Genomic DNA, 22,567 nt, shown 5'->3' with positions numbered 1-22,567 from the left:
TCAGTTCCGACACTTTTCGATTGTTGGACGCGGGGTTGCGGCGCTTTGTTTACGTGCGCACGATCAGCGGCACCTGGCCTTCATGCCTGTCGGGCAAGAAGGCAGCAACGCGGTCGCCGATCCGTTGGAAGGTGAGATCGACCGCTTTGTCTCCGACCGTCAGGTGCCGGAGCGTGAGCGTGTCGATACCGATCGGCAGCCTTGGCCGCGTGACATGCAATTCGCCCTCCCAGCCGTCGATTTCGAGCCCAAGGCACGCCTGCATCAGCATGAAGGTGGAACCGGCCGACCAGGCCTGTGGCAGGCAGGCTACGGGATAGGCGATGGGCGCCTCGCCCGGAGCCCGGGCGAAGCCGCAGAACAGTTCCGGCAACCGCATGTTGAAATGCACGGCCGACTCGAACGTGCCGCTCATCAGCCGCACGACGCTGTCACGCTCGCCGTAACGCGCCAGGCCGACGCCGCAAAGTGCTGTGTCATGCGGCCAGATCGAGCCGTTGTGGTAGGACATCGGATTGAAGAACACGGCGTCGTCGGCAAGCGTCCTCAGCCCCCAGCCTGAATGGAAGGACGCCGACAGCAACTGGTCGGCGACCAGCCTGGCGCGCTCCGGCTGCGGCAGCCCGACGAAAAGCAGATGCCCGGCATTCGACGTCCGGACCTTGCAGGGCTGGCCTTCGCCATCGATGGCCAGGGCGTAGAAATTCATGTCGTCGAGCCAGAAATCGCGTTCCACGGCGACCCGCATTTCCTCGGCGCGGTTCTCCCAGTGCTCGGCGTCGGCGAATTCGCCGCGGCGGCGCGCCAGCGCCGCCAGGCCCCGAAAGGCGGCATAGACATAGCCCTGCACCTCGACCAGCGCGATCGGCCCTTTTGGAATGCGGCCGTCGGCGTGGAACACCGAATCGAAACTGTCCTTCCAGCCCTGGTTGGCGAGACCGGACTCGGCGGCGCGCTGATAGGTGACGAAGCCGGTGGCGCGGCTCGCCTCCTCGGTCCATTCGGCGGCGGCCTTGAGCGAAGGCCAAAGCTTGTCGATGAAGGCCATGTCGCCGGTGCGGTCGGCATAGGCGGAAGCCAGATGAATATAAAGCGGCGTGGTGTCGACACCGCCATAGTAGCGCCCGAACGGAAGCTCACGCAGCGCCGCCATCTCGCCCTTGCGCGTCTCATGCATGATCTTGCCCGGCTGGGAATCCGAAAAGGGCGACGTTTCGGTCGCCTGGTGCTCGGCCAGAAATGCCAGCACGCCGCGCGCCAGGCCCGGATTGAGCCAAAGCATCTGCAGGCTGGAGATCACCCCGTCGCGGCCGAACGCCGTCGAGAACCACGGGATGCCGGCATAGGGATAAGGTCCTGTCGAAAGCTCGGTGGTGAGCAGTGCCACGTCGGCGCGAGCCCGCTCGACCCAATCGTTGAAGACGCGGCCCGAACTGTGCACCGTGGCGCCATGCCTGCGCTTGGCGCGCATGCCGAAGCGTGCGCGTGCCGCAGCCGCGCGGAAGCGGTCGCGGTCGGGCGCATCGGCGACCTCGGGACCGACTTCGACATAGAGCACTTTCTGGCTGCGCTTGGTCACCGCGATGAGAAAATCGGCGCGATTGTCGCTCAATTGGTCTGGCGCCTGCGAAAAGGAGATTGCGGAAAGCCGCGGCAGGCCGTCGAGGCCATCATAGCCGAGCAGCACCGAGGTCTTGTCGGTCTTGGCGACATGCGTCGTGCCGCGCTTCACCCTAGTCGAGCCGCGCACTTCGAACATGTCGCGAAAATCGGCGGCGAAATGCAGCGAGGCGGTGATCGTCGAATGCTCGCGGCTGTAGTTGGAAAGCGTGATGCGCTCGAACAGCCTATCCTGCCAGATCAGCCTCACGCGTTCGATATGGATCGCGCCCTGCGGGATATCGCGGCCGGCCGCGCTTTGGATCGGCAGGTTGGTGAGGTTCGACGTGAACAGCACATTGTCCTGGCTGAGCGAAGCGCCGAGCAGCGACATCTGCCTACCGCCGATGGTCAGCCGGAATTCGGACAGCACGCGCGTGTCGTCGCGGAAGAAGCCGTCGCCCGCTCCCCTGATGTCGCCATAAGCGTCGGCGACGGCGAAGCAGTCGCCCTGCTTGAGGGCAAAAAGCCGGTGCGGTTCGCGCGGCGCCGTTTCGTCGAGTGAAGAAAGGGCTACGGCAGGATCGAGCTTGCGCTCGTCGAGCTCCATCATTCGTCACCTCTTCGTTTGCCCCGCCCTAGAGCATGATGCCGAAAAGTGTGAAGCGGTTTTCGGACGACATTATGCTCTGTCTCTTTGATTTAGAGCCGGATTCAGATTTCAGGCCGAACAGAGCTGAAATCATCCGGCTCTAGGCAGTGAAGGTCAGGAGGCTTTCGCCTCCGGCATGCCGGTCAGACGCATATAGGCAGCAACATAGTCGCTTGCCATTCTTGCCGCCGAGAACCTTTTCTCGAACATCGTCCTCACCCGCCGCCGGTCGAGATCGAGAAGCGCCGGCATCGACGCGACCGCAGCGTCAACACTGTCCACGACGAAGCCGGTGACGCCATCGTCGACGATCTCCGGCAAGGCGCCCTGGTCCCAGGCGATCACCGGCGTGCCGCAGGCCATGGCCTCGATCGCGACAAGGCCGAACGGCTCCGGCCAGTCGATGGGGAACAAAAGGCCCGCCGCATTGCCGAGGAATTCGGCCTTCTCGTCCTCAGTGATCTCGCCAACATAGTCGATGCGGTCGCCGTCGATGAGCGCCTCGATGTTGTCGCGGAAATAGGCGCGGTCGTCGTCGCCGATCTTGGCCGCCAGCTTCAGCGTCAACCCAGACCGTCGCGCGATCTCGATGGCTCGGTCCGGCCGCTTGTCGCGCGACAGGCGTCCGAGGAAGGCGAGATATGGTTTTTCCGCCCGCGGCTCATAAGTCGGCTGGTAGGCGTCGAGCGGCAATCCGTGATGGATCGTGGCGAGCCAGTTCGCGTCCGGCAGGCCGCGCTTCTGGCTGTGCGAGATCGAGATCATCGGAAAACGCGGGAAGCGTTTGTAGGCCGGCGCCAGATCCACATAGTCGAGCCGGCCATGCGGCGTCGTCACCGTCCGCCCTGCGATCTCTTCGAAGAAAGGAAAATGCAGGAAGTGGCTGAGATGAAAATGGATAATGTCGAACTCTTGGGCGCGCGCTCGCACATCGGCGAGCATGGCGAGATGCGCGGCGATCTCCGATTTCTTCGGCCGCGGGTCGAGGCGTATGGCTTGGTCACGCGCGGACACCAGCCTGGCCGACGTCTCGCTGTCGCCACTCGCGAACAGCGTCACATCGTGGCCGAGCTCGACCAGCGCTTCGGTGATGTAGAAGACGATCCGCTCGGTCCCGCCATAGAATTTCGGCGGCACCGATTCATAGAGCGGCGCAACATGGGCAATGCGCATCGGGTCCCTCAGCTGTTGACGCGAAGCAAAATGCGTCAGCCGCCAGATCGTTCCTGCCCAATTGGTCGAGGTGCCGTTGGCCGCCGATTTTGCCGCACCGCGCTTCGCCCAGGTGATCGCGCCGGGCGACCTGTATTTCCTAAAATGCAGCCTCCTACGCTGGCCCAAGCCTCGGACTGCTGAGCGCTAAGCCCCTATAATTAAATCAACTTGAGTTTCTGAAGTGGCATTCTACAGTTCCGGCGACTGGCATAACCGCATGACCCTCAAGAAAGCCATCTCCGGCACCAATCTCGAACAGGCGAAATCGCACAACCGGCGTGTGGTGATCGAAGCCATCCGTACCAGTGGCGCGCTTTCGCGCGCCGCGATCGCCAGGCTGACGGCGCTGTCGTCGCAGACCATCTCCAACATCGTCGAGGAACTGGAAGAAGCCGGGCTGCTGCGGCCTGAGGCAACGCTCAAGGGCGCGCGCGGCCAGCCGGCCGTGCCCTATTCCATCAACCCCGATGGCGGCTATTCGATCGGTCTCCAGCTTGATCACCAGCTTGCCGTCGGCGTCGTCAGCGATCTCTCAGGCACGATGCGCGCCCGCATCGAGAGAAATGTCGACCGCCCCACGCCCGCCGAGGCCCTGCCGTTGCTGGCCGCGATCTCGAGCGACCTAATCGCGACCTCCCGGCTGGAGCGGAAAAGGCTGCTCGGCATAGGGATGGCGATGCCCGGGCCGTTCGGCGTCGAAGGCATGACGTCGGTCGGGCCGACCGCCCTGCCCGGCTGGCACGATTTTCCGGTGGCCGACGAATTGGAACGGCTGACCGGTATCGCCGTCACCGTCGAGAACGACGCCACCGCGGCGGCAATAGGCGAGCGGCTCTATGGCGTCGCCCGCAAGCTCGGAAGCTTCGTCTATCTGTTCATCGGCACCGGCCTCGGCGCCGGGCTTTTCCTCGACGGGCATCTCTACAAGGGCAGCCGCCACAATGCCGGCGAGATCGGCCACATCATCGTCAGGCCTGGCGGCCTTCCCTGCGGCTGCGGCAAGCGCGGCTGCCTGGAGCGCTACGTCTCGCTGCGCGCGGCCTATGACAGGCTCGATCTGCCGGATCCTGACCATGCCTCTCCCGGCCTGCTGGAAGAACTCCTGGCAAAGGGCGACAGCCGCTTCGAGGCTTGGCTCGCGGAGGCGGTCGAACCGCTGCGCCAGGCGATCGACATCCTGGAAATGGCGCTCGATCCCGAGACAGTCGTGCTCGGCGGCTTCATGCCGCTGCCGGTGATCGAGGCCTTGGCCAGCCGGCTGGAGCCGCTCCATCTCTCCGTGAGCGCGACCCGCGCCCGCACGACCCCGCGGGTCCTGGTCGGCGCCGCGGGCAAGGACACGTCCGTTCTCGGCGCGGCCGCCTTGCCGATCTTCTCCGAAACCAACCCGCAATTCGATGTCCTTCAGAAGCCGGTAACCTGACACATGGCGGTCCGGCCGATCATAAAATTTCCCGATCCTCTGCTGCGCACCATCGCGGATCGCGTGGAGCTGTTCGACAGTGACCTGCGCGGTCTGGCCGACGACCTTGTCGACACCATGCACGCAGCGCCTGGAATCGGCATAACCGGCCCGCATATCGGCATCCTCAAACGCCTGGTCGTGATCCAGGTGCCTCCTGCCGCAAAACCGGCGATCTACGTGAATCCGGCGATTGTCGAGGCCTCGACCGAAATGCTCCGTCATACGGAAGGCAGCATTTCGATGCCCGGTGTCACCGAAGAGGTTGAGCGGCACGCCCGCGTCCGGGTTCGCTACCAGGATCTCGAAGGCCAAGAGCAGTTCGAAGATGCCGAAGGCCTGCTGGCGGTCTGCCACCAGCACGAGATCGATCAGTTGGACGGCCTCTTCTGGATACACAGGCTATCGCGCCTGAAGCGCGAGCGCCTGATCAAACGCTACGACAAACTGATGCGGGCGTTTTAGGAAAATCAGAGGATTGAGCCTGTTCCTTACGTCGATCCCGGCGCCGCCGCGGTGACCCGCCACACCGTGTTGCCGACATCGTCGGCAATCAGCAGCGCGCCGGATTTGTCGACGGCAACGCCGACCGGACGGCCCCTCGCCTCGCCCTTGTTGTTGAGGAAGCCGGTGACCACGTCCTTCGCCATACCGTTCGGATGCCCGCCGCTGAACGGCACGAAAACCACCTTGTAACCATTGAACTGGGAACGGTCCCAGCTGCCATGCTCGCCGACGAAGGCGCCGCCGCGATAGGATTGCGGCAGGTTGCTTGCGGTATAGAAGGCAAGCCCGAGCGGCGCGACATGCGAGCTCAGCGCATAGTCCGGCGGGATGGCCTTGGCCACCATATCCGGCCGCTGCGGCATCACACGCGGATCGACATGCTGGCCATAATAACTGTAGGGCCAGCCATAGAAGGCGCCGTCCTTCACCGACGTCATGTAGTCCGGAACGAGGTTCGGTCCGAGCTCGTCGCGCTCGTTGACCACGGTCCACAGTGCCTTGCTCTGAGGTTCGAACGACAGGCCGTTGGGGTTGCGCAGTCCACTGGCGAAGATGCGCGAACGGCCGGTGGCGCGGTCGACCTCCCAGATCGCGGCGCGGTCCTTCTCGGCCTGGATGCCGTTCTCGGTGATGTTGCTGTTCGAGCCGACTCCGACATAGAGCAATGAGCCGTCCAGGCTCGCCACCAGGCTCTTCGTCCAGTGGTGGTCGATCGGCCCGCCCGGCAGCTCCGTCAGCACCTTGCCTGGCGCCGTGATCTTGGTGTCGCCCGGCTGGTAGGGATAGCGCACAATCGCGTCCGTGTTGGCGACATAAAGGTCGTTGCCGACCAGCGCCACGCCGAAGGGCGAGTTGAGGTGGTCGAGGAACACGCCCTGGTAATCCGGCTTGCCGTCGCCATTGGTGTCGCGCAGCAGCGTGATGCGGTTGCTCGGCCCGGTGTCGCCGCCGGAGGTGACCCAGCTTTCGACCAATCCCATGATGATGTCTTTCGGTCGCTTGACCGATGCTTCATCCGGCGCCTTGGACTCCACCACCAGAATGTCGCCATTGGGCAGCACGTAAAGCGACCGCGGATGCTGAAGTCCGTTGTTGGCCAGCGCCTCGATCTGCAGGCCTTGCGCGACGGCCGGCTTTTCGTTGTTTTTCCAGCCGACCACCGAGGCCAGATGCATCGGTGGGAACAGGTATTGATTTATCTCCGGTAGTTTCGGATTGGGACCGATCTGGGCGTTCGGATCGGTGTTCTCGTCGCTGCAGCCGGCAACGCCCAAGGCCATCGCGCTGCAAAGCGCCGCGGACATCCATCTTGTCGTGCTGTCAAACCGTCTCATCGGCCACTCCTACGTGATGGCGGTAGACCAGCCCCCAGCCGAGCCAGCCTGTGAAGATCAGGATGATCACCACCAGCGCCGACAGGATCAGCCCGGTCGGCACCACGGATGTCCAGGCATCGCGCGTGTGGATCAGCATGTTGAAGACGGACAAAACAAGCACCACGAGGTTGCCGGCCATATGCAGCCATGCAGTCGGCTGAGCGCGTATCCTGCGACCGCCCAGAAAGTCGGTAAGCCCCGCTATGGCAGCCAGGATGCCGACGATGACACCAACGGTCAGGAGCCAGGCCGAGAAGTTGGCCCAGGTCATTTCGGCCGTCCGCCAATAGGCGATATCGGTGAGCAAGGTCCCGACGAAACAGGCGATCGGGATGGTGACGAGCATGGGGTGGATGGGATGGCCGGCTATGCTTGCCGTGGATCGCGGATTGTCCATGCGGCAACTCCTTTCCGCGCTGCTGCTTCGGCGTAACAGCGCGAAAAGAGGAATGTTCCGCCGGAAATTCGTGCGCTCACCGGAAGGTGAACGCTGAAATCCCTTCAGTCACCGGTGACCCGGAATAGACCATTCGATTGCGGCGGGGCGCGCATTCTGCGGACGATGTCACTTAAGACGGCTGGCATGCCATTTGAGGTGATCGTCCATGAAGGTCGACATGAAATTGTAGGAATGGTCGTAGCCTTCCCGCATGTGCAGGATGAGGTCGATCCCTGCCTTCTTGCAGGCCTCTTCGAGCAGCCATGGGCGAAGGCCATCCCGCAGGAAGCCATCCGCCGTGCCTTGATCGACGAGGAATTCGGGATATCGCTTGCCGTCCTCGATCAGCAGCGTCGCGTCATAGGCGCGCCAGCTCTTTTCGTCCGCTCCGAGATATTTTTCGAAAGCGGGGCGCGACCAGCCGGCCGTCGACGGTTGCACGATCGGCGCGAAGGCCGAGCAGCTCCGGTAGCGCTGCGGGTTCTTCAGCGCGATCGTCAGCGCGCCGTGCCCGCCCATCGAATGGCCGAAGATCGCCTGGCGTGACATGTCGACCGGGAAGTTCGCGGCAACGAGCGCTGGCAATTCCTCGGCGATGTAGGAATACATCCGGTAGTTTTTCGCATAGGGCTCTTGCGTCGCGTCGAGATAGAACCCGGCGCCGCAGCCGAACTGCCAATTGTCCTTTTCGTCGGGAACGTCCGGTCCACGCGGACTGGTATCGGGACACACGACGACGAGCCCGAGCTCGGATGCCATCCGCCGGTACTCGCCTTTGTCCATGACGTTGGCGTGCGTGCAGGTCAGGCCCGACAGATACCAGACGACCGGCAGCGGCCGGTCCTTGGCCTGCGGCGGCACGAAGACGGCGAAGGTCATGTCGCAGGCGCAGACCTCCGAAGCGTGCGAATAGACGCCCTGGATGCCGCCATGCGACTTGGAGGTGGAAACGACCTTCATCGGCTGCCTCTTGTCTGGAAAATCCTGGACGGGCATAGCCGCCGGCTGGGGCTCGCGCAACCTCGCGTTTCGCAAAGCTGGACGGATGGCGCAACGGAACCGTGACGGTGCCGGTTAACCCGATGGAGCGATCAAGTCCGGACCAATCTCGTGGAAACTCGGCACCCCGGAAAGCTTCAGGCCGGTCGCGATCCCGTCGAGCAAAATATCCAGAACCCGTTCGACACCGGCCCGTCCGGCCACCGCTCCGAACAGGGCGGCGCGGCCGATAGCGGAGGCCATCGCTCCGCGGGCTTTTGCCTTGATGACGTCCATGCCCGTGTGGATGCCGGAATCGATCAGGACCGGAACCCCATCGCCAACGGCTGCATGCACAGGCCCGATAGCGTCGATGCTCGAGACTGCGCCGTCGAGCTGCCGGCCGCCGTGATTGGACACCCAGATCCCGTCCGCGCCCTCCCCGATCAAACGCACGGCATCGGCCGGGTGCAGGACGCCCTTGACGATCAGCGGCCCCTTCCACCAGTCGCGGATCGTGCGAAAGTCGTCCCAGTCGAAACCCGGATGGAGATTGCCGCCGACGCGCGCGGCGATCGTCAGTCCCGCGCTGGTGTCGCCGAGATAGCCGCGGACATTCTCGAACTGTGGCAAGCCGCCGCGAAGCAGACGAAACGACCAGCCCGGATGCGTGATCCCTTCGATCATGTGTCGCAAAGAAGGCCTGAGCGGGATCGAAATTCCGTTCCTCAGGTCCTTCTCGCGCTTGCCGCCCGTCTGCAGGTCGACGGTCACGACCAGCGCCGAATAGCCGAACTCTTCAGCCTGCCGCACCAGCCGGCGATTGAAATCGAAATCCTTCAGCACATAGAGCTGGAACCAGAGCGGGCCCTCGACCGCCCTTGCCATCCGCTCGATGCCGGTCGTCGCCATGGTCGACAGCGTGTAGGGAATGCCGCGCGCCGCCGCCGCTTTGGCGATCGCGATGTCAGCGCCGGGCCGCACTAGCGCGCAGGATCCCATCGGACTGATCACCAGCGGCGTCGGATAGGTCTTGGACCACAGCGTCGTGGTCAGATCCGGCCGGGATACGTCGGTCAGAACACGCGGCAGCAGCCGGATGCGTTCGAAGCCGGCGCGGTTGTCGCGCAAGGTCAGTTCCTGGCCCGCCCCGCCATCGACGAATTCGAAGACCGATTTCGGCAGCCGGCTGCGCGCCAGCTGGCGAAAATCCTCCACCGAAACGGAGCGATCGAGCCGCCCCATCGCCTCAGGCCGCGAGCCGGTCGCAGACGTTCCCGGTGATCTCGGCGGTCGATGACTTTCCCTTCAAATCGGCGCTGAGCAGCCCGTTCGCCAGGCAAGCCTCCGTCACGCGACGGATCTGTTCGGCGGCCCGGAGCAGCCTTTCGTCGCCAGGTCCGCGGCCGAGCCACTCGAGCATCGCCGCCGCCGACAGGATCGTCCCGTAGGGATTGGCGATCCCCTTGCCGGCAATGTCCGGCGCGGAGCCGTGCGCCGCCTGGAAGAAGCCCTTAGCGTCGCCGACCTCCGCCGACGGCGCCATGCCCATGCCGCCGACCGTCGCCGCCGCAAGGTCGGAGAGAATGTCGCCGAACATGTTCTCGCTGACGATGACATTGAAATGGCCGGGCTTCAGCACGAGATGCATGGCCATGGCGTCGACCAGCGCATGTTCCGTCGCGATGTCAGGGTAGTCCTTCGCCACCTCGTCGAAGACGGAGCGGAAAAAGGCGTAGCTGCGCAGCACATTGGCCTTGTCGCAGCAGGTCACCCGGCGAACACCGTCGCGCGGCGCGCCGTTCGACTGGCGCGCCAGCTCGAAGGCCTTGCGCACGATGCGCTCGATGCCGGCGCGCGTCTGCACGAGCGTGTCGACCGCCACCTCGCCGCGCAGCAACGCCCCTGCCCCGCGCGCGGCGTAGAGCCCCTCGCTGTTCTCGCGCAGGATGACGTAGTCGATGTCGCCGGCCTTCACCCCGGCGAGTGGGCTCGTCACCCCTTCGAAGAGCCTGATGGGGCGGATATTGGCGTAGAGGTCGAGCTCGAAACGGAGCCTCAGCGTGAAGTCGAGCCCGGCTTCCGTGCCGTCCGGATAGACCACACCCGGCAGGCCGCCGGCGCCATGCAGAATCGCATCCGCCGCCCGGCACGCCTCGAAGGTCGGCTGGGGAAAGCTCTGCCCCGTCTTCAGAAAATGCTCTGCGCCGGCCGGATATTCGGTGAAGCGCAAAGGGCAGCCCGGTCCGAGCGCTGCCTTCACCACCTCAACGGCCGCGGCGCAGACCTCGGGGCCGATGCCGTCGCCATGCACGACCGCGATCTGGTAGACATCATTCATCGCCAATCCCTCAGGAACCGCAAATATTCAGATGCACTTGCCGCCGTCGACATTGAGGTCGACGCCGGTGATCATGCTGGCTTCGTCGGAGCACAGGAACGCCGCGGCATTGCCCATGTCCTGCGGCGTCGACAGCCGGCCGATCGGGATGGTGGCGACGACGCGGGCGCGGTTTTCCTCGCCGGAGCCGATGAAGGTGGACAGAAGCGGCGTGTCGCCGGCGACCGGATTGATCGCGTTGACGCGGATGCCGAACGGCGCGAGCTCCACGGCCATGGCGCGAGTGGCTGCGATCGCCCAGCCCTTCGAGGCGTTGTACCAGGTGAGGTTCGGACGTGGCGAGACGCCGCCCGTGGAAGCGACATTCAGGATGGCGCCGGCCTCTATAGATTTGAAATGCGGCACCACGGCACGGGCGCCGTTATAGATCGAGCGCATGTTGACGTTGGCGATGCGGTCGAACAGGCCTTCATCCATCGTCTCCAGCCGCAGCGGCGGCTGCGCGACGCCGGCATTGTTGACCAGTATGTCGAGCCCGCCAAAGGCCGAGCGCGCCAGATCGGCCGCCGCGACAAAACTCTCCAGCGTCGAGACGTCGCCGGTGATCGGCCGCACCTTGTCGCCGACTTCGCGAGCGACGCGGGAAGCCGCGGCCTCGTCACGGTCCATCAGCACGACCGACGCGCCTTCCTCGACGAATTTCCTGACGATGCCTTCGCCAAACCCCGACCCGCCACCCGTGACGATGGCGACCTTGCCAGCAAGTCTCATATCTGTTCCTCCGTTGCCGGCAACATCGGGGAAGACGCGCGCGTTGCACAGTCCGATTATCTGAACGCCCTTTTAGCTTTCCTTGTTTGAGGTCGCCCGAAGCGGGAGTAATAGTCGCCTCGGAATTCGTGAGGAGGAGACGATGACGCTGAACTTCGACCCGAGGGCGAAGGCCACGACGCTCTATCATGGCGAATTCCGGCCGATGTTCATCGGCGGCAAGTGGGTCGCGGCGCAGTCCGGCGAGGTCATGCAGGCGTTGAACCCGGCGACCGGCGAGGTGCTGGCGACGGTGCCGCGCGGCGGAGCCGCCGATATCGACGCGGCGGTGGCCGCTGCGCGGGCTGCGTTCGAGGGGCCCTGGTCCAAATTCTCGCCCTACGAGCGGCAATGCGTGCTGCTCAGGATCGCCGATCTGTTCGAGAAGCATTGGGAGGAGCTCAGCGTCTCCGACACGCTCGACATGGGATTGCCGATCACCCGCACGCTGGCCAACCGGCGCCGCGTCATCGGCATGCTGCGCTTCTATGGCGGCATGGCGACCGCGCTGCATGGCGAAGCGATCGACAATTCAATCCCCGGCGAGATCGTCACTTTCACCCGGCGCGAGCCGGTCGGCGTCGTGGGCGCGATCATTCCCTGGAATGCGCCCACCGCCGCCTCGGTATGGAAGATCGCGCCGGCTTTGGCCACCGGCTGCACCATCGTGCTGAAGCCGTCGGAGGATGCATCGCTGACACCGCTCCTGATCGCGAAGCTGATGCAGGAAGCCGGCGTGCCCGACGGCGTCGTCAACATCGTCACCGGCACCGGCGCCGAGGCCGGCGCGCGGCTGGCCGAACATCCGGAGGTCAACAAGATCGTCTTCACCGGCTCGACGCTGACCGGCCAGGCGATCGCGCGGGCCGGCGTCGCCAATCTCAAGCGCGTCTCGCTGGAGCTCGGCGGCAAGTCGCCGATCATCGTCTGCCGCGACGCCGATATCGACAAGGCCGTGCCGGTCGCGGCGATGGCGGTGTTCGTGCATTCGGGCCAGATCTGCATCGCCGGCTCGCGCCTGTTCGTGGCGCGCGAGATCCATGACGAGTTCGTGCGCCGGGTCGCCGAATTCGCCGGCAAGCTGCGCATCGGCCACGGCATCGAGGCGGAGACGGAAATCGGCCCGCTGATCAATGCAAGGCAGGCCGGAAAGGTGGAAGGCTACATCAAGGCCGGCAGCGACGAAGGCGCCAAGCTGGTCGCGGGCGGCTCGAGGCTGACGGGCGAGCTCTATGACGGCGGCAACTTCATCGCGCCGACCGTCTTCGGCGCGGTGTCGGACAAGATGACGATCGCGCGCGAAGAGATCTTCGGGCCGGTGATCTCGGCCATGCCCTTCGACACGCTGGACGAGGCCGTCGCGCGTGCCAACGCGACGCCCTACGGCCTGGCGGCCGGCATCTTCACCACCAATCTCGGCACCGCGCACAAGCTGGCGCGTCGCGTCAAGGCTGGCTCGGTCTGGGTCAACATGTACCACGCCATCGATCCTGCCGTGCCGTTCGGCGGCATGAAGATGTCAGGCTACGGCCGCGAAGGCGGCGTCGAGCATCTGCACGAGTATCTGGAGACGAAGGCGGTCTGGATCCAGACAGATTGATATTCAGAGGAGGCCGGCCTGCGAATTGCACCGTTCTGCGCAGGCGCCCGTAGCTTCGTCATCCTAGGGCGAAGCAAGGAGCGAAGCGACGCGCGCAGACCCTAGGATCCATGCCTGAATTTGCGAACGCTACTAGGGTGAAGAATAGTCACCAGCTGATCCCGCAAAATAGCTCGGACCAAGTCGGATTGGTCTTCTCGATCAGTTCGACCTTCCATTGCCTTGGCCAGCGTTTCAGCGATTTCTCGCGCTGAATAGCGTCGGCGATATCGAAAAACTCCTCGAACCTTGGCCAGCTTTGTGCTCTGGAATTCGGTGGGCGAGGTCATTGGTGACGCCGATGTAGATCGTACCGCCTTTCTGGCTCGCGGTCATGTAGACGTATCCGGTCATGTGGCGATCCTAATCGGTGCTGCTGTCAACGACCATCCTGCACCGTGGCACTTCACGGTCGAGATTCCGGCATGGATCCTAGGATCTTCGCGCGTCGCTTCGCTCCTTGCTACGCCCTAGGATGACGAACGGAGTGGCTTCGGCACTGGTCTTTAAAGCGCCGTGCTCAGTGCGCCAGCTCGCGCAGATTGGTGCGGATCAGGTTCATCAGCTGCTCCGAGAAGGAGTGGTGCACATAGCCGCGCGCGGTGATGATGCCGACGGCGCGGTGCGCGTCGCGATGGTCGATCGGCACCACCCGCATGCGCTCGTCATTGCGCGAGATTGCGATGCCCGGCACCACGCACACGCCCAGTCCCGACGACACCAGCGCCACCGCCGTCTGCGCGCTTTCGACTTCGTATTGCGGCTTGAGCTCGATGCCCTCCGCCGCAGTCAGCCGGTCGAGCAGGCCGCGCACCGCTGTCTTGCGGTTGAGCAGGATCAGTGGGAAGCGTTTCAAGTCCGACAGATTGAGCTTCTTCTCGCCGCCATAGGTCTCCGTCGGGATGCAGGCCATCAGCGGATCGTCGAGGATCGATTCGAATTGGAAGTCGTTGAGGTTCGGCAGTTCGGGACCGATGTAGAATTCGACCTCCTGCTGCTGCAACAGCGCAAGTGCCCCCTGCGGCGGCGTCTCGATGACCTCGACGATCGAGCGCGGATAGCGCAGCTTGAATGTCGCCAGTATGTCGCCCAGCCGGCTCGCCGCAAGCGTCGGCGCGCAGGCGATCTGCACCTTGCCCTTGCGCCGCGCCGCGATCTCGGTCAGCCGGTCGAGGCTGGTCTGCACCTGCGACATCGCGTTGGCGATCTCCTCGAACAGCACCTGGCCTTCCGGCGTCAGGCTGGCGCGCTGCGCCGTGCGGATGAACAGCGAGATGCCGATCTGCTCCTCGAGGTCGCGTATCTGCATGGAGACTGCCGAGGGCGAACGGTTGCTCTCTTCGGCCGCGCGCCGGAAGCTGCCATTTTCGGCGGCAAGCAGAAACGTCTGCAGAAGTTTGAGGTTGATGCTGGACATGTCCGCTCGGGCAGGTGATCTGAACCTCCTGACCTATTCAGACGCGGAAGTGATTGCAAGGCAATAGGGCCGTTCCCGGCCTTAGCCAGCAAATCTGTTCCTGTTCAGTGGACAGCGGCGAACATGACGCGTTCCTCAGTTGCGTCAGACAGCATCATCTCCTCGACCACGCGGCCGCGTTTCACGACCAGGATGCGATCGGAAACCGCAAGGATCTCCGGCAGATAGGACGAGATGACGACGACGGCCATGCCCTGATCGGCAAGGTCGCTGATGAGCTGGTGGATCTCGACGATCGCGCCGACATCGACGCCGCGCGTCGGCTCGTCGAAGATCACCAGCTTGGGCTTTTGGATGAGCGACTTGGCGATCACGACCTTTTGCTGGTTGCCGCCGGAGAGCTCGATCATGCGAGCGCGGTCGCTGATCTGCTTCAGCCTCAGCCGCTCGCCCCATTGCTTGGCAAGCTCCCTGGCGCGGGCCAGGGACACGATCGACACCGGGTTGGATTTATCGGTCAGTTCGCCGATCTGCAGGTTCTCGCCGGCCGTCATCGTCTCGAAGAACCCGTCGAACTTGCGGTCCTCCGTCACATAGACGATGCCGTCGCGCACCGCCGGCCGCGGCACGCGGTAGCGCACCGACTTGCCGAGCAAGCGGATTTCGCCGCCATGGAAGATGTTACGCTTCAGCAGTCCGGCGACGACCTTGGCCATCTCGGTGCGGCCGGCGCCGACCAGTCCGAACATGCCGGTGACCTGGCCCGAAAACACCGAGAAGGACGAGTTTCGCACAAGGCCGGCGCAGGAGAGGTTCTCGACCGAAAGCACCTTGTCGCCATAGGGCCGCGCGGTGCGCTTGACCTCGCCATGCAGCGTTTCGGTGAGCGTGCGGCCGACCATGGCCTGCACGATCGAAGCGCGGGTGAAGCCCTTGGCCTCGCCCGACGCCACGATCTCGCCGTCGCGCATGACGGTGATGCGGTTGGCGACGGCGAGCGCCTCTTCCAGCGCATGGGTGATGAAGATGATGGCGATGCCTTCCTTCACCAGCCGCTGCAGCAGGTTGAAGAAATGGCGTTTCTCTTCCGGGGTCAGCGTCGCGGTCGGCTCGTCGAAGATGATGACGCGCGCCTTGTGGTGGACGGCGCGCGCGATCTCGACCATCTGCTTGTGCGCGGCGCCCAGCGTGCTCACCTGCGCGGTCGGATCGACCTGAAAACCCATGCCGGCGAGGAACTGGCGCGCCTGGATGTAGAGGCCGCGCAGCCGGTTGAACATCTTCTCTTCGCCGAGATAGAGGTTCTGCGCCACCGTCATCGCCGGCACCAGATTGGTCTCCTGGAACACCATGGCGATGCCGGCGCGCAGCGCTTCGGCGGGGGTGGAGAAGGACACCTCCTTGCCGTCGAAGAACAGCTTGCCCTCGGTCAGCTTGAACACGCCCGCCATGACCTTGGTCAGCGTCGATTTGCCGGCGCCGTTTTCGCCCAGCAGCGCGTGGATCTCGCCCCTGCGCAGGTTGAAATTGACCTTCTTGAAGGCCGGGATGCGCGAGAACGCCTTGGTCGCGTCCTTGAGTTCGATGATGTTATCCGACATCGCTTAACCCCGCTTGCCGCCGGCGGCCTTGGCCACACGCACGATCCGCGATCCGCCGCGCGAGGCGACGAGCAGGTCGTCGTCGACCTCGCAGGCGCTGATCGTGCCGTGCACCGTGCCGTCGGCGCGCGAATGGAAGCTCGACAGCGGCTTCATGTTGTGGTCGCAATGGACCACCAGCCCGTAGGACCTGGTGACCGCGTAGGGCTTCAACACGTTCATCTGCTTCAACTGGCTGCCCTGCATCGGCTCGCGGTAATCGCGCCAAGAGCCGAGCGCCGGCGCCATCCAGTAGTCTTCCGGGATCTCGGCCAGCATTCGCTTGCGGTAGGTCTCCTCGCGCAGGATGAACTCCACCAGCTGGTTGCGCACCGAGTAGAAGGTCAGCCAATAGCCGGCGTTGAAGGCGGGCGCGATACGCGCCGGATAGGCCGGCAGATGTTCCAGCACCGGCGCTGTGGCCTTGCTGGCGAGATCGATGGCCAGCACGCGATGGCGCCAGGCTTCGGTGACGTAGACGCGGTTCGAACCCGTCGTGGCGATGCCGGCCGGCCAGGCAAGGCCGTCGCGGATCAGCTCCAGCCGGCCGCTTTTCAGGTCGAGCCGCCAGACCGAGCCGGAGGCGTTCTTCTGCATCAGGTCGCGGCGCCAGGCGCTCGCCGGCAGGGAGGCCGAGCCGTTGGCCACCAGCAGAGTGTTGCTGTCGAGGAAGGTGAGAGCGGTGACGCAGGACAGGCTGCGGTCCTCGTCGCCTGTCGCCTCGCGCCCGTCATGCAGGCCGCCGCGGATGACGACGCCCTTGCCGTCGATGGCCAAAGCGGTCATGCCGCGGGCATGGGCGAGCGCGGTGATCTCGCCCGGAAATTCTTGCAGGACCTCGGCCTTGCCGTCGGCGCCGAAACGCATCAGCAGGTTCGCGCTGCTCGCCAGCATGCCCTTTTCAGTCCGCACCAGATTGTCGGCGTCAACGAGGCCGGCAAAAGTCTCTGCCTCTTCCAGTTCCTGGTTGGGCAGCAGCGGCCCGTCGAGCGTCGGTACCGTCACCGCCCAGTCGCCACGGCCAAGGAAGCGATCGAAAAGCCGGCTGACGGCGCTCATGGCTTTTTGCCCCAGTAGGAATCCGAGCTGAACCAGTTGGGGTCGACCCCCCTCAGCGGCAGGGTGCCCATGCGGTTGTTGAAGATGCCGCAGAGATAGAGGACGCCCTTGTGCTCGCGCATCGAGGTGATCATCGGATGCTTCTCGCCGGCCTGGTCCCATAGGCTTTCGAGGATCTGGCCCTTCTCGTCGAAGCGCAGCACGCAGCCGGTGTTGAGATTGGGCATCAGCCAGGCGTCTTCCGACACGCGCCGCGCCATGCGGCGGCGGAAGCCCGGCATTTCCAGCGACAGGTCGAGCGCCGGCGTGCGCATGCCCATCAGCGCCAGCCAGTAGGTGCCGTCGGAGGCGCGGTTGATGTTGTCGGGATAGCCGGGCAGTCCCTCGATGACCCGCTCCACCCTGCCCTTCTTCGGACCGTCGAAATAGTAGCGGCTGATGCGGCAGGCCCAGCTTTCCGCGAACAGCACCGACTGGCCGTCGAAGGCCGTGCAGATGCCATTGGGGAAGACCAGGTTCGACAGCAGCGTGCGGGTCGAGCCGGACTTGGGGTCGTGGACGATGATGCGCCCGTTGCCGCGGCTCTCCAGCGCGTCCGCGTACCAGTCGTGCATCTCGAAACGGACGGTAGCTTCGGAAAAGACGATGCGGCCGTCTGGGAGGATGTCGCAGTCGTCAGCAAGCTTCATGGTCGAGTCGTCGACGACCGATGTCAGCGAGCGGTTGGTCTCGGCGGTGAGCAGCTTCACCTCGCCCGCCGGCGAGACCTGGTAGAGGCCCATGCCGGCGACGCAGATGACGAGATTGTCGTCGCGGTCGAACGCCATGCCAAGCGGCGAGCCGCCGATATGGGCGAAGACTTCGCTCTCGGTGTAGTGCGGCGGCTGGAAGCGCAATATGTCGCCCTGCCGGCTGCCGGTATAGAGGCGGTCCTGGCGGTCGAAGATCACATCCTCGGCGCCATCGAGAAAACCGAGGCCGATGACGCCGACATCCTTCAGCCGGTCGTTCACCGCCATCGGCGCGCTGGGCGCGGTCGAGATCGCCTGCGGCATCTTGGCGAAGGTCGGCGAGATATAGACGCTGCGCAGGATCTTGTGGCGGTTCTTCACCCAGCGCACGTCGAGCATGACCGAGAGCAGCAGCACGAGGCCAAGGATCAGGTAGTTGACCGGGCCGGGCACGGCGAGCGCGAGCAGGCTGTTCGACAGGACGAGCACGAAGAGCGTGCCCATCAGCGCCTTGGCGACCGAGCCGCGTCCGCCACCGAGCGAGATGCCGCCGAGCACGGTCGCGGTCAGCACCTGCAGCTCGAGCCCGGTGCCGATATCGGACGCGGCACTGCCGATGCGGGCCGAGAAGAAGAAGCCGGAGAGCGCCACCAGAACCGAACAGAGCACATAGGCGCTGAACAGGGTGAAACGCACATTGATGCCGGCATTGTAGGCGGACCGGCGCGCGCCGCCGACCGCGAACAGCCGCCAGCCATAGCGGGCGCGCGACAGCACCAGGTGGATCACGATGGCAATGACCACGAAGACGGCGAAGGAGGTCGGCACGCCCCAGATCGTGCCGAAGCCGAGAAAATCATAGGTCGGCGAATCCGGGCCGCTGGTGACGATCGCCGTCGAGACATGCGGGAAGACGATGTCGAAGGTGGACCGGTAGATGATGAGCGTGACCAGCGTGGTCAGGAACGCCCGCATGCGCAGGAAGCCGACAAGGAAGCCGTTGATGGCGCCGCAGACGACGCCGAGGCCGAGGCAGGCCAGCAGGCCGGTCCCAAAACTCCACTGCTCGACATTCATGCCGTAGAGCGTGACGAGCACGGCGAGCGCGAAGGTCGAGCCGACCGAGAGATCGATGCCGCCCGACACCATCACGATGGTCATGCCGAGCACGACAAGGCCGAGCTCGGCGGTCTGGCCGCTGAGATTGGTCAGCGTCGTCACGTCGAAGAAGCCCGGCACGATCGCGCCGAAGATCGCGCACAGGATCACCAGCGCCGTGAAGGGAATGACGCTGTCGATCCATTTCTTGGTCAGGATCTCCCCGACCACATGGTCGGGGAGCAGACGGTAGCGCCAGCGCACAAGGCTTTCGGCCATGCTCATCGGAAAGTCCGTTTACTTGATGTCTTCGGGCTTCCAGCAATTCCGGCCGGTCGCATTGGTCTTGTCGACGCGGGTGATCGGGCCGAAGAAGATGGTCTTCTCGCTGCCGGCCTTGCGGTCAGGGTGCTGCAGCAACTCGGAGATCTGCTGCGCGGCGATCTCGCCCTGGATCGGCGCGTTGAAATTGAAGATCACGTCGAGCAGCCCGTTCTTGATGCTCTCGCAGCCCGTCGCGGCACCCGCGCCATTGGTGACGATGGTGACCTGATCCTGCTTGCCGGCGGCCGCGACGGCAGCGCCCGCGCCGACTTCGGCATTGTCCCAGATGCCCATGATGCCGCAGAGATCGGGATGCTGCTGCAGCACCGTCTCGGTGATCTGGCGGGCCTTTTCGCTGATGTAGTCGGCCGGCTGGTCGGAGACGAGCTGCAGCTCGGGATTGGCCTTCAGCACCTCGTCGATGCCGGTGCGCATATAGATGTTGGCGGCGCCCGTCTGGACGCCGGCGAGCCAGACCACCTTGTGCGAGACGGCGTTCGGCCCGGTGCAATGCTTGGCCAGTTCGCCCATCTCCAGGCGGCCCATCTCGATCCAGTCATTGCCGACATAGGAGTCGGTCTGGGTTGCCGACTGCATGTTGACCTGCAGCACCTTGATGCCGGCGGCCTGCGCCTGCTTCAGCAGGCGGGCATAGGTCTGCACGTCCGGATTCTGCACGATGATCAGGTCCGGCTTCTCGGCGATCGCGCCCTGCATGGCGCGGATGCCGGCATTGGTGTCGCCGTTCGGATCGCGCACCTCGAGCGTGAAGCCGTAGCGGGCGGCGTGACGTTGCCACACCATCACCCAGGCCTGGTTGAGGTCCATGCCCTGCGAGATCGGCACGAAGATGACCTTCTTGCCCTTGACGCCGTCGAGATAGGCAGCCCGGCCGACCTGATCGGTTTCCTGCGCGCTCGCAACCTGCGCGGCGCCTAGAAACGCGAGCGCGGCCATGCCCGCCAACAGGCATTTCTTGAATAGTTTCATAGGTTTCCTCCCTGATTTGATGGTTCGAGTTCTTGTTCAGATGTCGCCGCTCTGCGAGGTTTGCTCGTCGCGCGGATTGATGATGGCGTCGATGGCAAGGGCGCCGAGCAGGATCACGCTCTTGATCAAATTCTGGCTGGTGTAGGAGAAGTTCAGGATCGTCATGCCGTTGGTCAGGATACCGACCAGGATGGTGCCGGCGATGACATTGCGCACGCCGCCCTGCCCGCCCGACAGGCCGATGCCGCCCAGCACCACCACCAGCAGCACGTCGTAGATCAGGCTCGAATTGTAGAGGCGCGTGTCGATGCCGGTGACAAGGCCGGTCATGATGATGCCGGCGGTGAACGCGATGAGCGCGCTGACGACATATTGCGTCACGATGATCGGGCGTGTCGGCAGGCCGGTGGTGCGGGCCGCGTTCGGATTGTCGCCGGTTGCGTAGACCAGCCGGCCAAAGCGCGTCTTCCTGAGAAAGAGACCCATGAGAGCCGCCACCGCGCCGAAGATGACGACGGACATCGGTATGCCAAGCACGTTGCCATTGCCGACGAATTTCAGCCAGGCGATATCCGGCGGCGCATAGAGCACGTCCGAGGCGAAGACGATGCGCCCCGAGCCGTAGACCGAGGAGGCGATGGCCAGAGTGGCGAAGATCGGTGGCACTTCTGCCACCGCCACCATGACGCCGGTGAACAGGCCGATGGCCGCGACCAGGATGGCGCCGCAGATCACGGCAAGCGTGAAATCGATGCCCCAGGTGGAAATCCAGATGCTGAAGGCGACGCCGACAACCATCACCGCCACCATGGTGAGGTCGATGCCGCGGCCGACGACGACGAAGCCCATGCCGACGGCCAGCGTGCCGAGGATCGACACGTTCTTGAGGATGGCGATGATGTTGCCTTGGCTCAGGAAATTGTTGAGCGTCGCCGAGAACACGACGAACAGCGCGATCGAGATCGCGACGACGACGACTTCCTGCGACACCTTGAAGCCAAGGCGCCTGTCGTCCGATTTGCCCGAACCAGGCATTTTCCTCCTCCCAGGCAGCCTGTGGTCGGCGCCTTTGTCAGGCGATCAGCTGCTCCGGAATCCTCCCAAGAAACCCAGCCGTTCGCCTGGCTGGGACAATTACGGCTGGAGCGTCGGCGGACAATTTCGTTTTTCTGATGCGCTGTGCAGTTTGCCCGGGCGTCTCAGCTCCGTGGCGGTTCGCCGGCATAGGCGCGGGCGATAAGGGCCCGGATCGATTCCCGCTCCAGCGCGCGCGGGTTCCAGTAGGGATTGGCCAGCGCGCGGTCCGTCGCGATATCGATCCCGTCGGGCGGCATACCGATCTCGGACAGCGCGCGTTTTGCGCCGATCCGGCCGGCGAGATCGTAAAGGGCCCGCGCCGGGTCGTTCGTCTTCAGGACGGCCCGCAAGGTTTCCATGGCGGCCGGAACGGCAGGCGCGTTATAGGCCAGCGCATGCGGCAGCACGATCGCATGGGTCTCGGCATGCGGCAGGTCGAAAGTGCCGCCGAGCGTGTGGCAAAGCTTGTGGTGCAGCGCCATGCCGACGGAGCCGAGACAGATGCCACAGAGCCAGGCGCCGTAAAGCGCCTCGGAGCGAGCATCGCGGTCATGCGGATTTCCGGCAATGACCGGCAGGGCGCTCACCAACGCGCCGATGGCCTCTGTGGCCATCAGGTCTATCACCGGGTTGCTTTCCCTGGCATAGAGCGCCTCGACGGCATGGGCGATGGCGTTCATGCCGCTTGTTCCCGACAGGGAAGCGGGAAGCGTCATCGTCAGGTCGACGTCGTAGATCACCACTTCCGGTAGCACCCTCGGGCTCGACTGGGTGACTTTCACGCCATCCTTGGTCTCGCCGAGGATCGGCGTCATTTCCGAACCGGCATAGGTCGTCGGCGCCACGATCTGCGGCAGGTCGGTGCGCAAGGCGATCGCCTTGGCGAGGCCGGTCGTGGAGCCGCCGCCGATCGCGACCAGCCCGTCGACCTCAAGCTCCGACACGACCCGCAGCGCGTCCTCGGTCACGGACACCGGCGTGTGCATCGTCGCCCCGGCATAGACGCCGGCTGCCGTGCCGCCGAGCGACCCGGCGAGACGCCGGGCATCGGCCTCTCGCGGCGGCGTTGCGAGCACGAGCACGCGTTTCAGCCCCAGACGGTCGATCTCCTCCGGGAGCCTGGCGATCGTGCCCGATCCGAAAACGACGCGTGCCGGCTGGGCGTTATAGACGAAGCTTTTCATGTGAGCCTCTCCCCGTCTGCCGCGACTGT

The 22,567-nt window shown here is 64.5% G+C and carries 18 protein-coding genes and 1 pseudogene; 3 read left to right on the top strand and 16 right to left on the bottom strand.

Features of this window, described 5'->3' with window-relative positions; genetic code table 11:
- Positions 1–49: 49 nt before the first annotated feature.
- Complete coding sequence (locus EN852_RS20360; protein ID WP_127876642.1) at positions 50–2,212, bottom strand: amylo-alpha-1,6-glucosidase; 2,163 nt, start codon at positions 2,210–2,212, stop codon at positions 50–52.
- A gap of 153 nt (positions 2,213–2,365) precedes the next feature.
- Positions 2,366–3,424, bottom strand: coding sequence for a glycosyltransferase family 4 protein (locus EN852_RS20355; RefSeq protein WP_127876785.1), 1,059 nt, complete (start codon positions 3,422–3,424; stop codon positions 2,366–2,368).
- Positions 3,425–3,683: 259 nt separating this feature from the next.
- Between EN852_RS20355 and EN852_RS20350 the strand changes: the two genes are divergently transcribed.
- Together EN852_RS20350 and EN852_RS20345 are read left to right on the top strand one after the other, a co-directional pair.
- A complete protein-coding gene (locus EN852_RS20350; RefSeq protein ID WP_127876641.1) occupies positions 3,684–4,889 on the top strand; it encodes an ROK family transcriptional regulator in 1,206 nt (401 codons plus the stop codon).
- A 3-nt stretch (positions 4,890–4,892) separates the two neighbouring features.
- Entirely contained in the window at positions 4,893–5,393 is a 501-nt protein-coding gene (locus EN852_RS20345) for a peptide deformylase (RefSeq protein ID WP_127876640.1), read from the top strand.
- A 26-nt stretch (positions 5,394–5,419) separates the two neighbouring features.
- Here EN852_RS20345 and EN852_RS20340 read toward each other — a convergent pair whose 3' ends face one another.
- From EN852_RS20340 to EN852_RS20315, 6 genes are all read right to left on the bottom strand, one after another.
- Complete coding sequence (locus EN852_RS20340) at positions 5,420–6,739, bottom strand: sorbosone dehydrogenase family protein (RefSeq protein WP_127876784.1); 1,320 nt, start codon at positions 6,737–6,739, stop codon at positions 5,420–5,422.
- A 16-nt stretch (positions 6,740–6,755) separates the two neighbouring features.
- Positions 6,756–7,208 carry a DUF2231 domain-containing protein gene (locus EN852_RS20335; protein ID WP_127868643.1) on the bottom strand — a complete coding sequence of 151 codons (453 nt, stop codon included), beginning with the start codon at positions 7,206–7,208 and terminating at the stop codon, positions 6,756–6,758.
- A 168-nt stretch (positions 7,209–7,376) separates the two neighbouring features.
- Positions 7,377–8,210: an S-formylglutathione hydrolase gene (fghA, locus tag EN852_RS20330; RefSeq protein ID WP_127876639.1), complete on the bottom strand. Its 834-nt coding sequence runs from the start codon at positions 8,208–8,210 to the stop codon at positions 7,377–7,379.
- A 114-nt stretch (positions 8,211–8,324) separates the two neighbouring features.
- Positions 8,325–9,473: an alpha-hydroxy acid oxidase gene (locus EN852_RS20325; protein WP_127876638.1), complete on the bottom strand. Its 1,149-nt coding sequence runs from the start codon at positions 9,471–9,473 to the stop codon at positions 8,325–8,327.
- Positions 9,474–9,477: 4 nt separating this feature from the next.
- Positions 9,478–10,569: an isocitrate/isopropylmalate dehydrogenase family protein gene (locus EN852_RS20320; RefSeq protein WP_127876637.1), complete on the bottom strand. Its 1,092-nt coding sequence runs from the start codon at positions 10,567–10,569 to the stop codon at positions 9,478–9,480.
- A gap of 27 nt (positions 10,570–10,596) precedes the next feature.
- Positions 10,597–11,340, bottom strand: coding sequence for a glucose 1-dehydrogenase (locus EN852_RS20315; protein WP_127876636.1), 744 nt, complete (start codon positions 11,338–11,340; stop codon positions 10,597–10,599).
- Positions 11,341–11,482: 142 nt separating this feature from the next.
- On the opposite strand from EN852_RS20315, the gene EN852_RS20310 reads away from it, so the two are divergent.
- Positions 11,483–12,979: an aldehyde dehydrogenase family protein gene (locus EN852_RS20310; RefSeq protein ID WP_127876635.1), complete on the top strand. Its 1,497-nt coding sequence runs from the start codon at positions 11,483–11,485 to the stop codon at positions 12,977–12,979.
- A 148-nt stretch (positions 12,980–13,127) separates the two neighbouring features.
- Here EN852_RS20310 and EN852_RS20305 read toward each other — a convergent pair.
- The 8 genes and pseudogenes from EN852_RS20305 to EN852_RS20270 form a co-directional block, all read right to left on the bottom strand.
- A pseudogene (locus tag EN852_RS20305) lies at positions 13,128–13,372 on the bottom strand (GIY-YIG nuclease family protein).
- Between the two features lie 166 nt (positions 13,373–13,538).
- Positions 13,539–14,435, bottom strand: coding sequence for a LysR family transcriptional regulator (locus tag EN852_RS20300; protein ID WP_127876634.1), 897 nt, complete (start codon positions 14,433–14,435; stop codon positions 13,539–13,541).
- A gap of 104 nt (positions 14,436–14,539) precedes the next feature.
- Positions 14,540–16,036: a sugar ABC transporter ATP-binding protein gene (locus EN852_RS20295; RefSeq protein ID WP_127876633.1), complete on the bottom strand. Its 1,497-nt coding sequence runs from the start codon at positions 16,034–16,036 to the stop codon at positions 14,540–14,542.
- Between the two features lie 3 nt (positions 16,037–16,039).
- Positions 16,040–17,134 carry a strictosidine synthase gene (locus EN852_RS20290; RefSeq protein ID WP_127876632.1) on the bottom strand — a complete coding sequence of 365 codons (1,095 nt, stop codon included), beginning with the start codon at positions 17,132–17,134 and terminating at the stop codon, positions 16,040–16,042.
- Complete coding sequence (locus EN852_RS20285) at positions 17,131–19,248, bottom strand: SMP-30/gluconolactonase/LRE family protein (RefSeq protein WP_127876631.1); 2,118 nt, start codon at positions 19,246–19,248, stop codon at positions 17,131–17,133. The genes EN852_RS20290 and EN852_RS20285 overlap by 4 nt, the downstream gene beginning before the upstream one ends.
- A 12-nt stretch (positions 19,249–19,260) precedes the next feature.
- Positions 19,261–20,277, bottom strand: coding sequence for a sugar ABC transporter substrate-binding protein (locus tag EN852_RS20280; RefSeq protein WP_127876630.1), 1,017 nt, complete (start codon positions 20,275–20,277; stop codon positions 19,261–19,263).
- A gap of 36 nt (positions 20,278–20,313) precedes the next feature.
- Positions 20,314–21,312 carry an ABC transporter permease gene (locus EN852_RS20275; protein ID WP_127876629.1) on the bottom strand — a complete coding sequence of 333 codons (999 nt, stop codon included), beginning with the start codon at positions 21,310–21,312 and terminating at the stop codon, positions 20,314–20,316.
- Positions 21,313–21,476: 164 nt separating this feature from the next.
- Complete coding sequence (locus EN852_RS20270; RefSeq protein WP_127876628.1) at positions 21,477–22,538, bottom strand: maleylacetate reductase; 1,062 nt, start codon at positions 22,536–22,538, stop codon at positions 21,477–21,479.
- Positions 22,539–22,567: the final 29 nt, after the last annotated feature.

Origin of the sequence: Mesorhizobium sp. M2E.F.Ca.ET.209.01.1.1, from assembly GCF_004010375.2 — a bacterium.
Lineage (GTDB): Bacteria > Pseudomonadota > Alphaproteobacteria > Rhizobiales > Rhizobiaceae > Mesorhizobium.
Note: the sequence above shows the minus strand (reverse complement) of the source record. Positions and strands in the feature narration are given on the sequence as shown.

Excerpts from the sequence above, each read along its gene's own strand:
- EN852_RS20335 (WP_127868643.1), bottom strand. The coding sequence starts at position 7,208 with ATGGACAATCCGCGATCCACGGCAAGCATAGCCGGCCATCCCATCCAC.
- EN852_RS20340 (WP_127876784.1), bottom strand. The coding sequence starts at position 6,739 with ATGTCCGCGGCGCTTTGCAGCGCGATGGCCTTGGGCGTTGCCGGCTGC.
- EN852_RS20355 (WP_127876785.1), bottom strand. The coding sequence starts at position 3,424 with ATGCGCATTGCCCATGTTGCGCCGCTCTATGAATCGGTGCCGCCGAAA.
- EN852_RS20280 (WP_127876630.1), bottom strand. The coding sequence starts at position 20,277 with ATGAAACTATTCAAGAAATGCCTGTTGGCGGGCATGGCCGCGCTCGCG.
- EN852_RS20290 (WP_127876632.1), bottom strand. The coding sequence starts at position 17,134 with ATGAGCGCCGTCAGCCGGCTTTTCGATCGCTTCCTTGGCCGTGGCGAC.
- EN852_RS20270 (WP_127876628.1), bottom strand. The coding sequence starts at position 22,538 with ATGAAAAGCTTCGTCTATAACGCCCAGCCGGCACGCGTCGTTTTCGGA.
- EN852_RS20310 (WP_127876635.1), top strand. The coding sequence starts at position 11,483 with ATGACGCTGAACTTCGACCCGAGGGCGAAGGCCACGACGCTCTATCAT.
- EN852_RS20295 (WP_127876633.1), bottom strand. The coding sequence starts at position 16,036 with ATGTCGGATAACATCATCGAACTCAAGGACGCGACCAAGGCGTTCTCG.
- EN852_RS20350 (WP_127876641.1), top strand. The coding sequence starts at position 3,684 with ATGACCCTCAAGAAAGCCATCTCCGGCACCAATCTCGAACAGGCGAAA.
- EN852_RS20325 (WP_127876638.1), bottom strand. The coding sequence starts at position 9,473 with ATGGGGCGGCTCGATCGCTCCGTTTCGGTGGAGGATTTTCGCCAGCTG.
- EN852_RS20275 (WP_127876629.1), bottom strand. The coding sequence starts at position 21,312 with ATGCCTGGTTCGGGCAAATCGGACGACAGGCGCCTTGGCTTCAAGGTG.
- EN852_RS20300 (WP_127876634.1), bottom strand. The coding sequence starts at position 14,435 with ATGTCCAGCATCAACCTCAAACTTCTGCAGACGTTTCTGCTTGCCGCC.
- EN852_RS20360 (WP_127876642.1), bottom strand. The coding sequence starts at position 2,212 with ATGATGGAGCTCGACGAGCGCAAGCTCGATCCTGCCGTAGCCCTTTCT.
- fghA (WP_127876639.1), bottom strand. The coding sequence starts at position 8,210 with ATGAAGGTCGTTTCCACCTCCAAGTCGCATGGCGGCATCCAGGGCGTC.
- EN852_RS20315 (WP_127876636.1), bottom strand. The coding sequence starts at position 11,340 with ATGAGACTTGCTGGCAAGGTCGCCATCGTCACGGGTGGCGGGTCGGGG.
- EN852_RS20345 (WP_127876640.1), top strand. The coding sequence starts at position 4,893 with ATGGCGGTCCGGCCGATCATAAAATTTCCCGATCCTCTGCTGCGCACC.
- EN852_RS20285 (WP_127876631.1), bottom strand. The coding sequence starts at position 19,248 with ATGAGCATGGCCGAAAGCCTTGTGCGCTGGCGCTACCGTCTGCTCCCC.
- EN852_RS20320 (WP_127876637.1), bottom strand. The coding sequence starts at position 10,569 with ATGAATGATGTCTACCAGATCGCGGTCGTGCATGGCGACGGCATCGGC.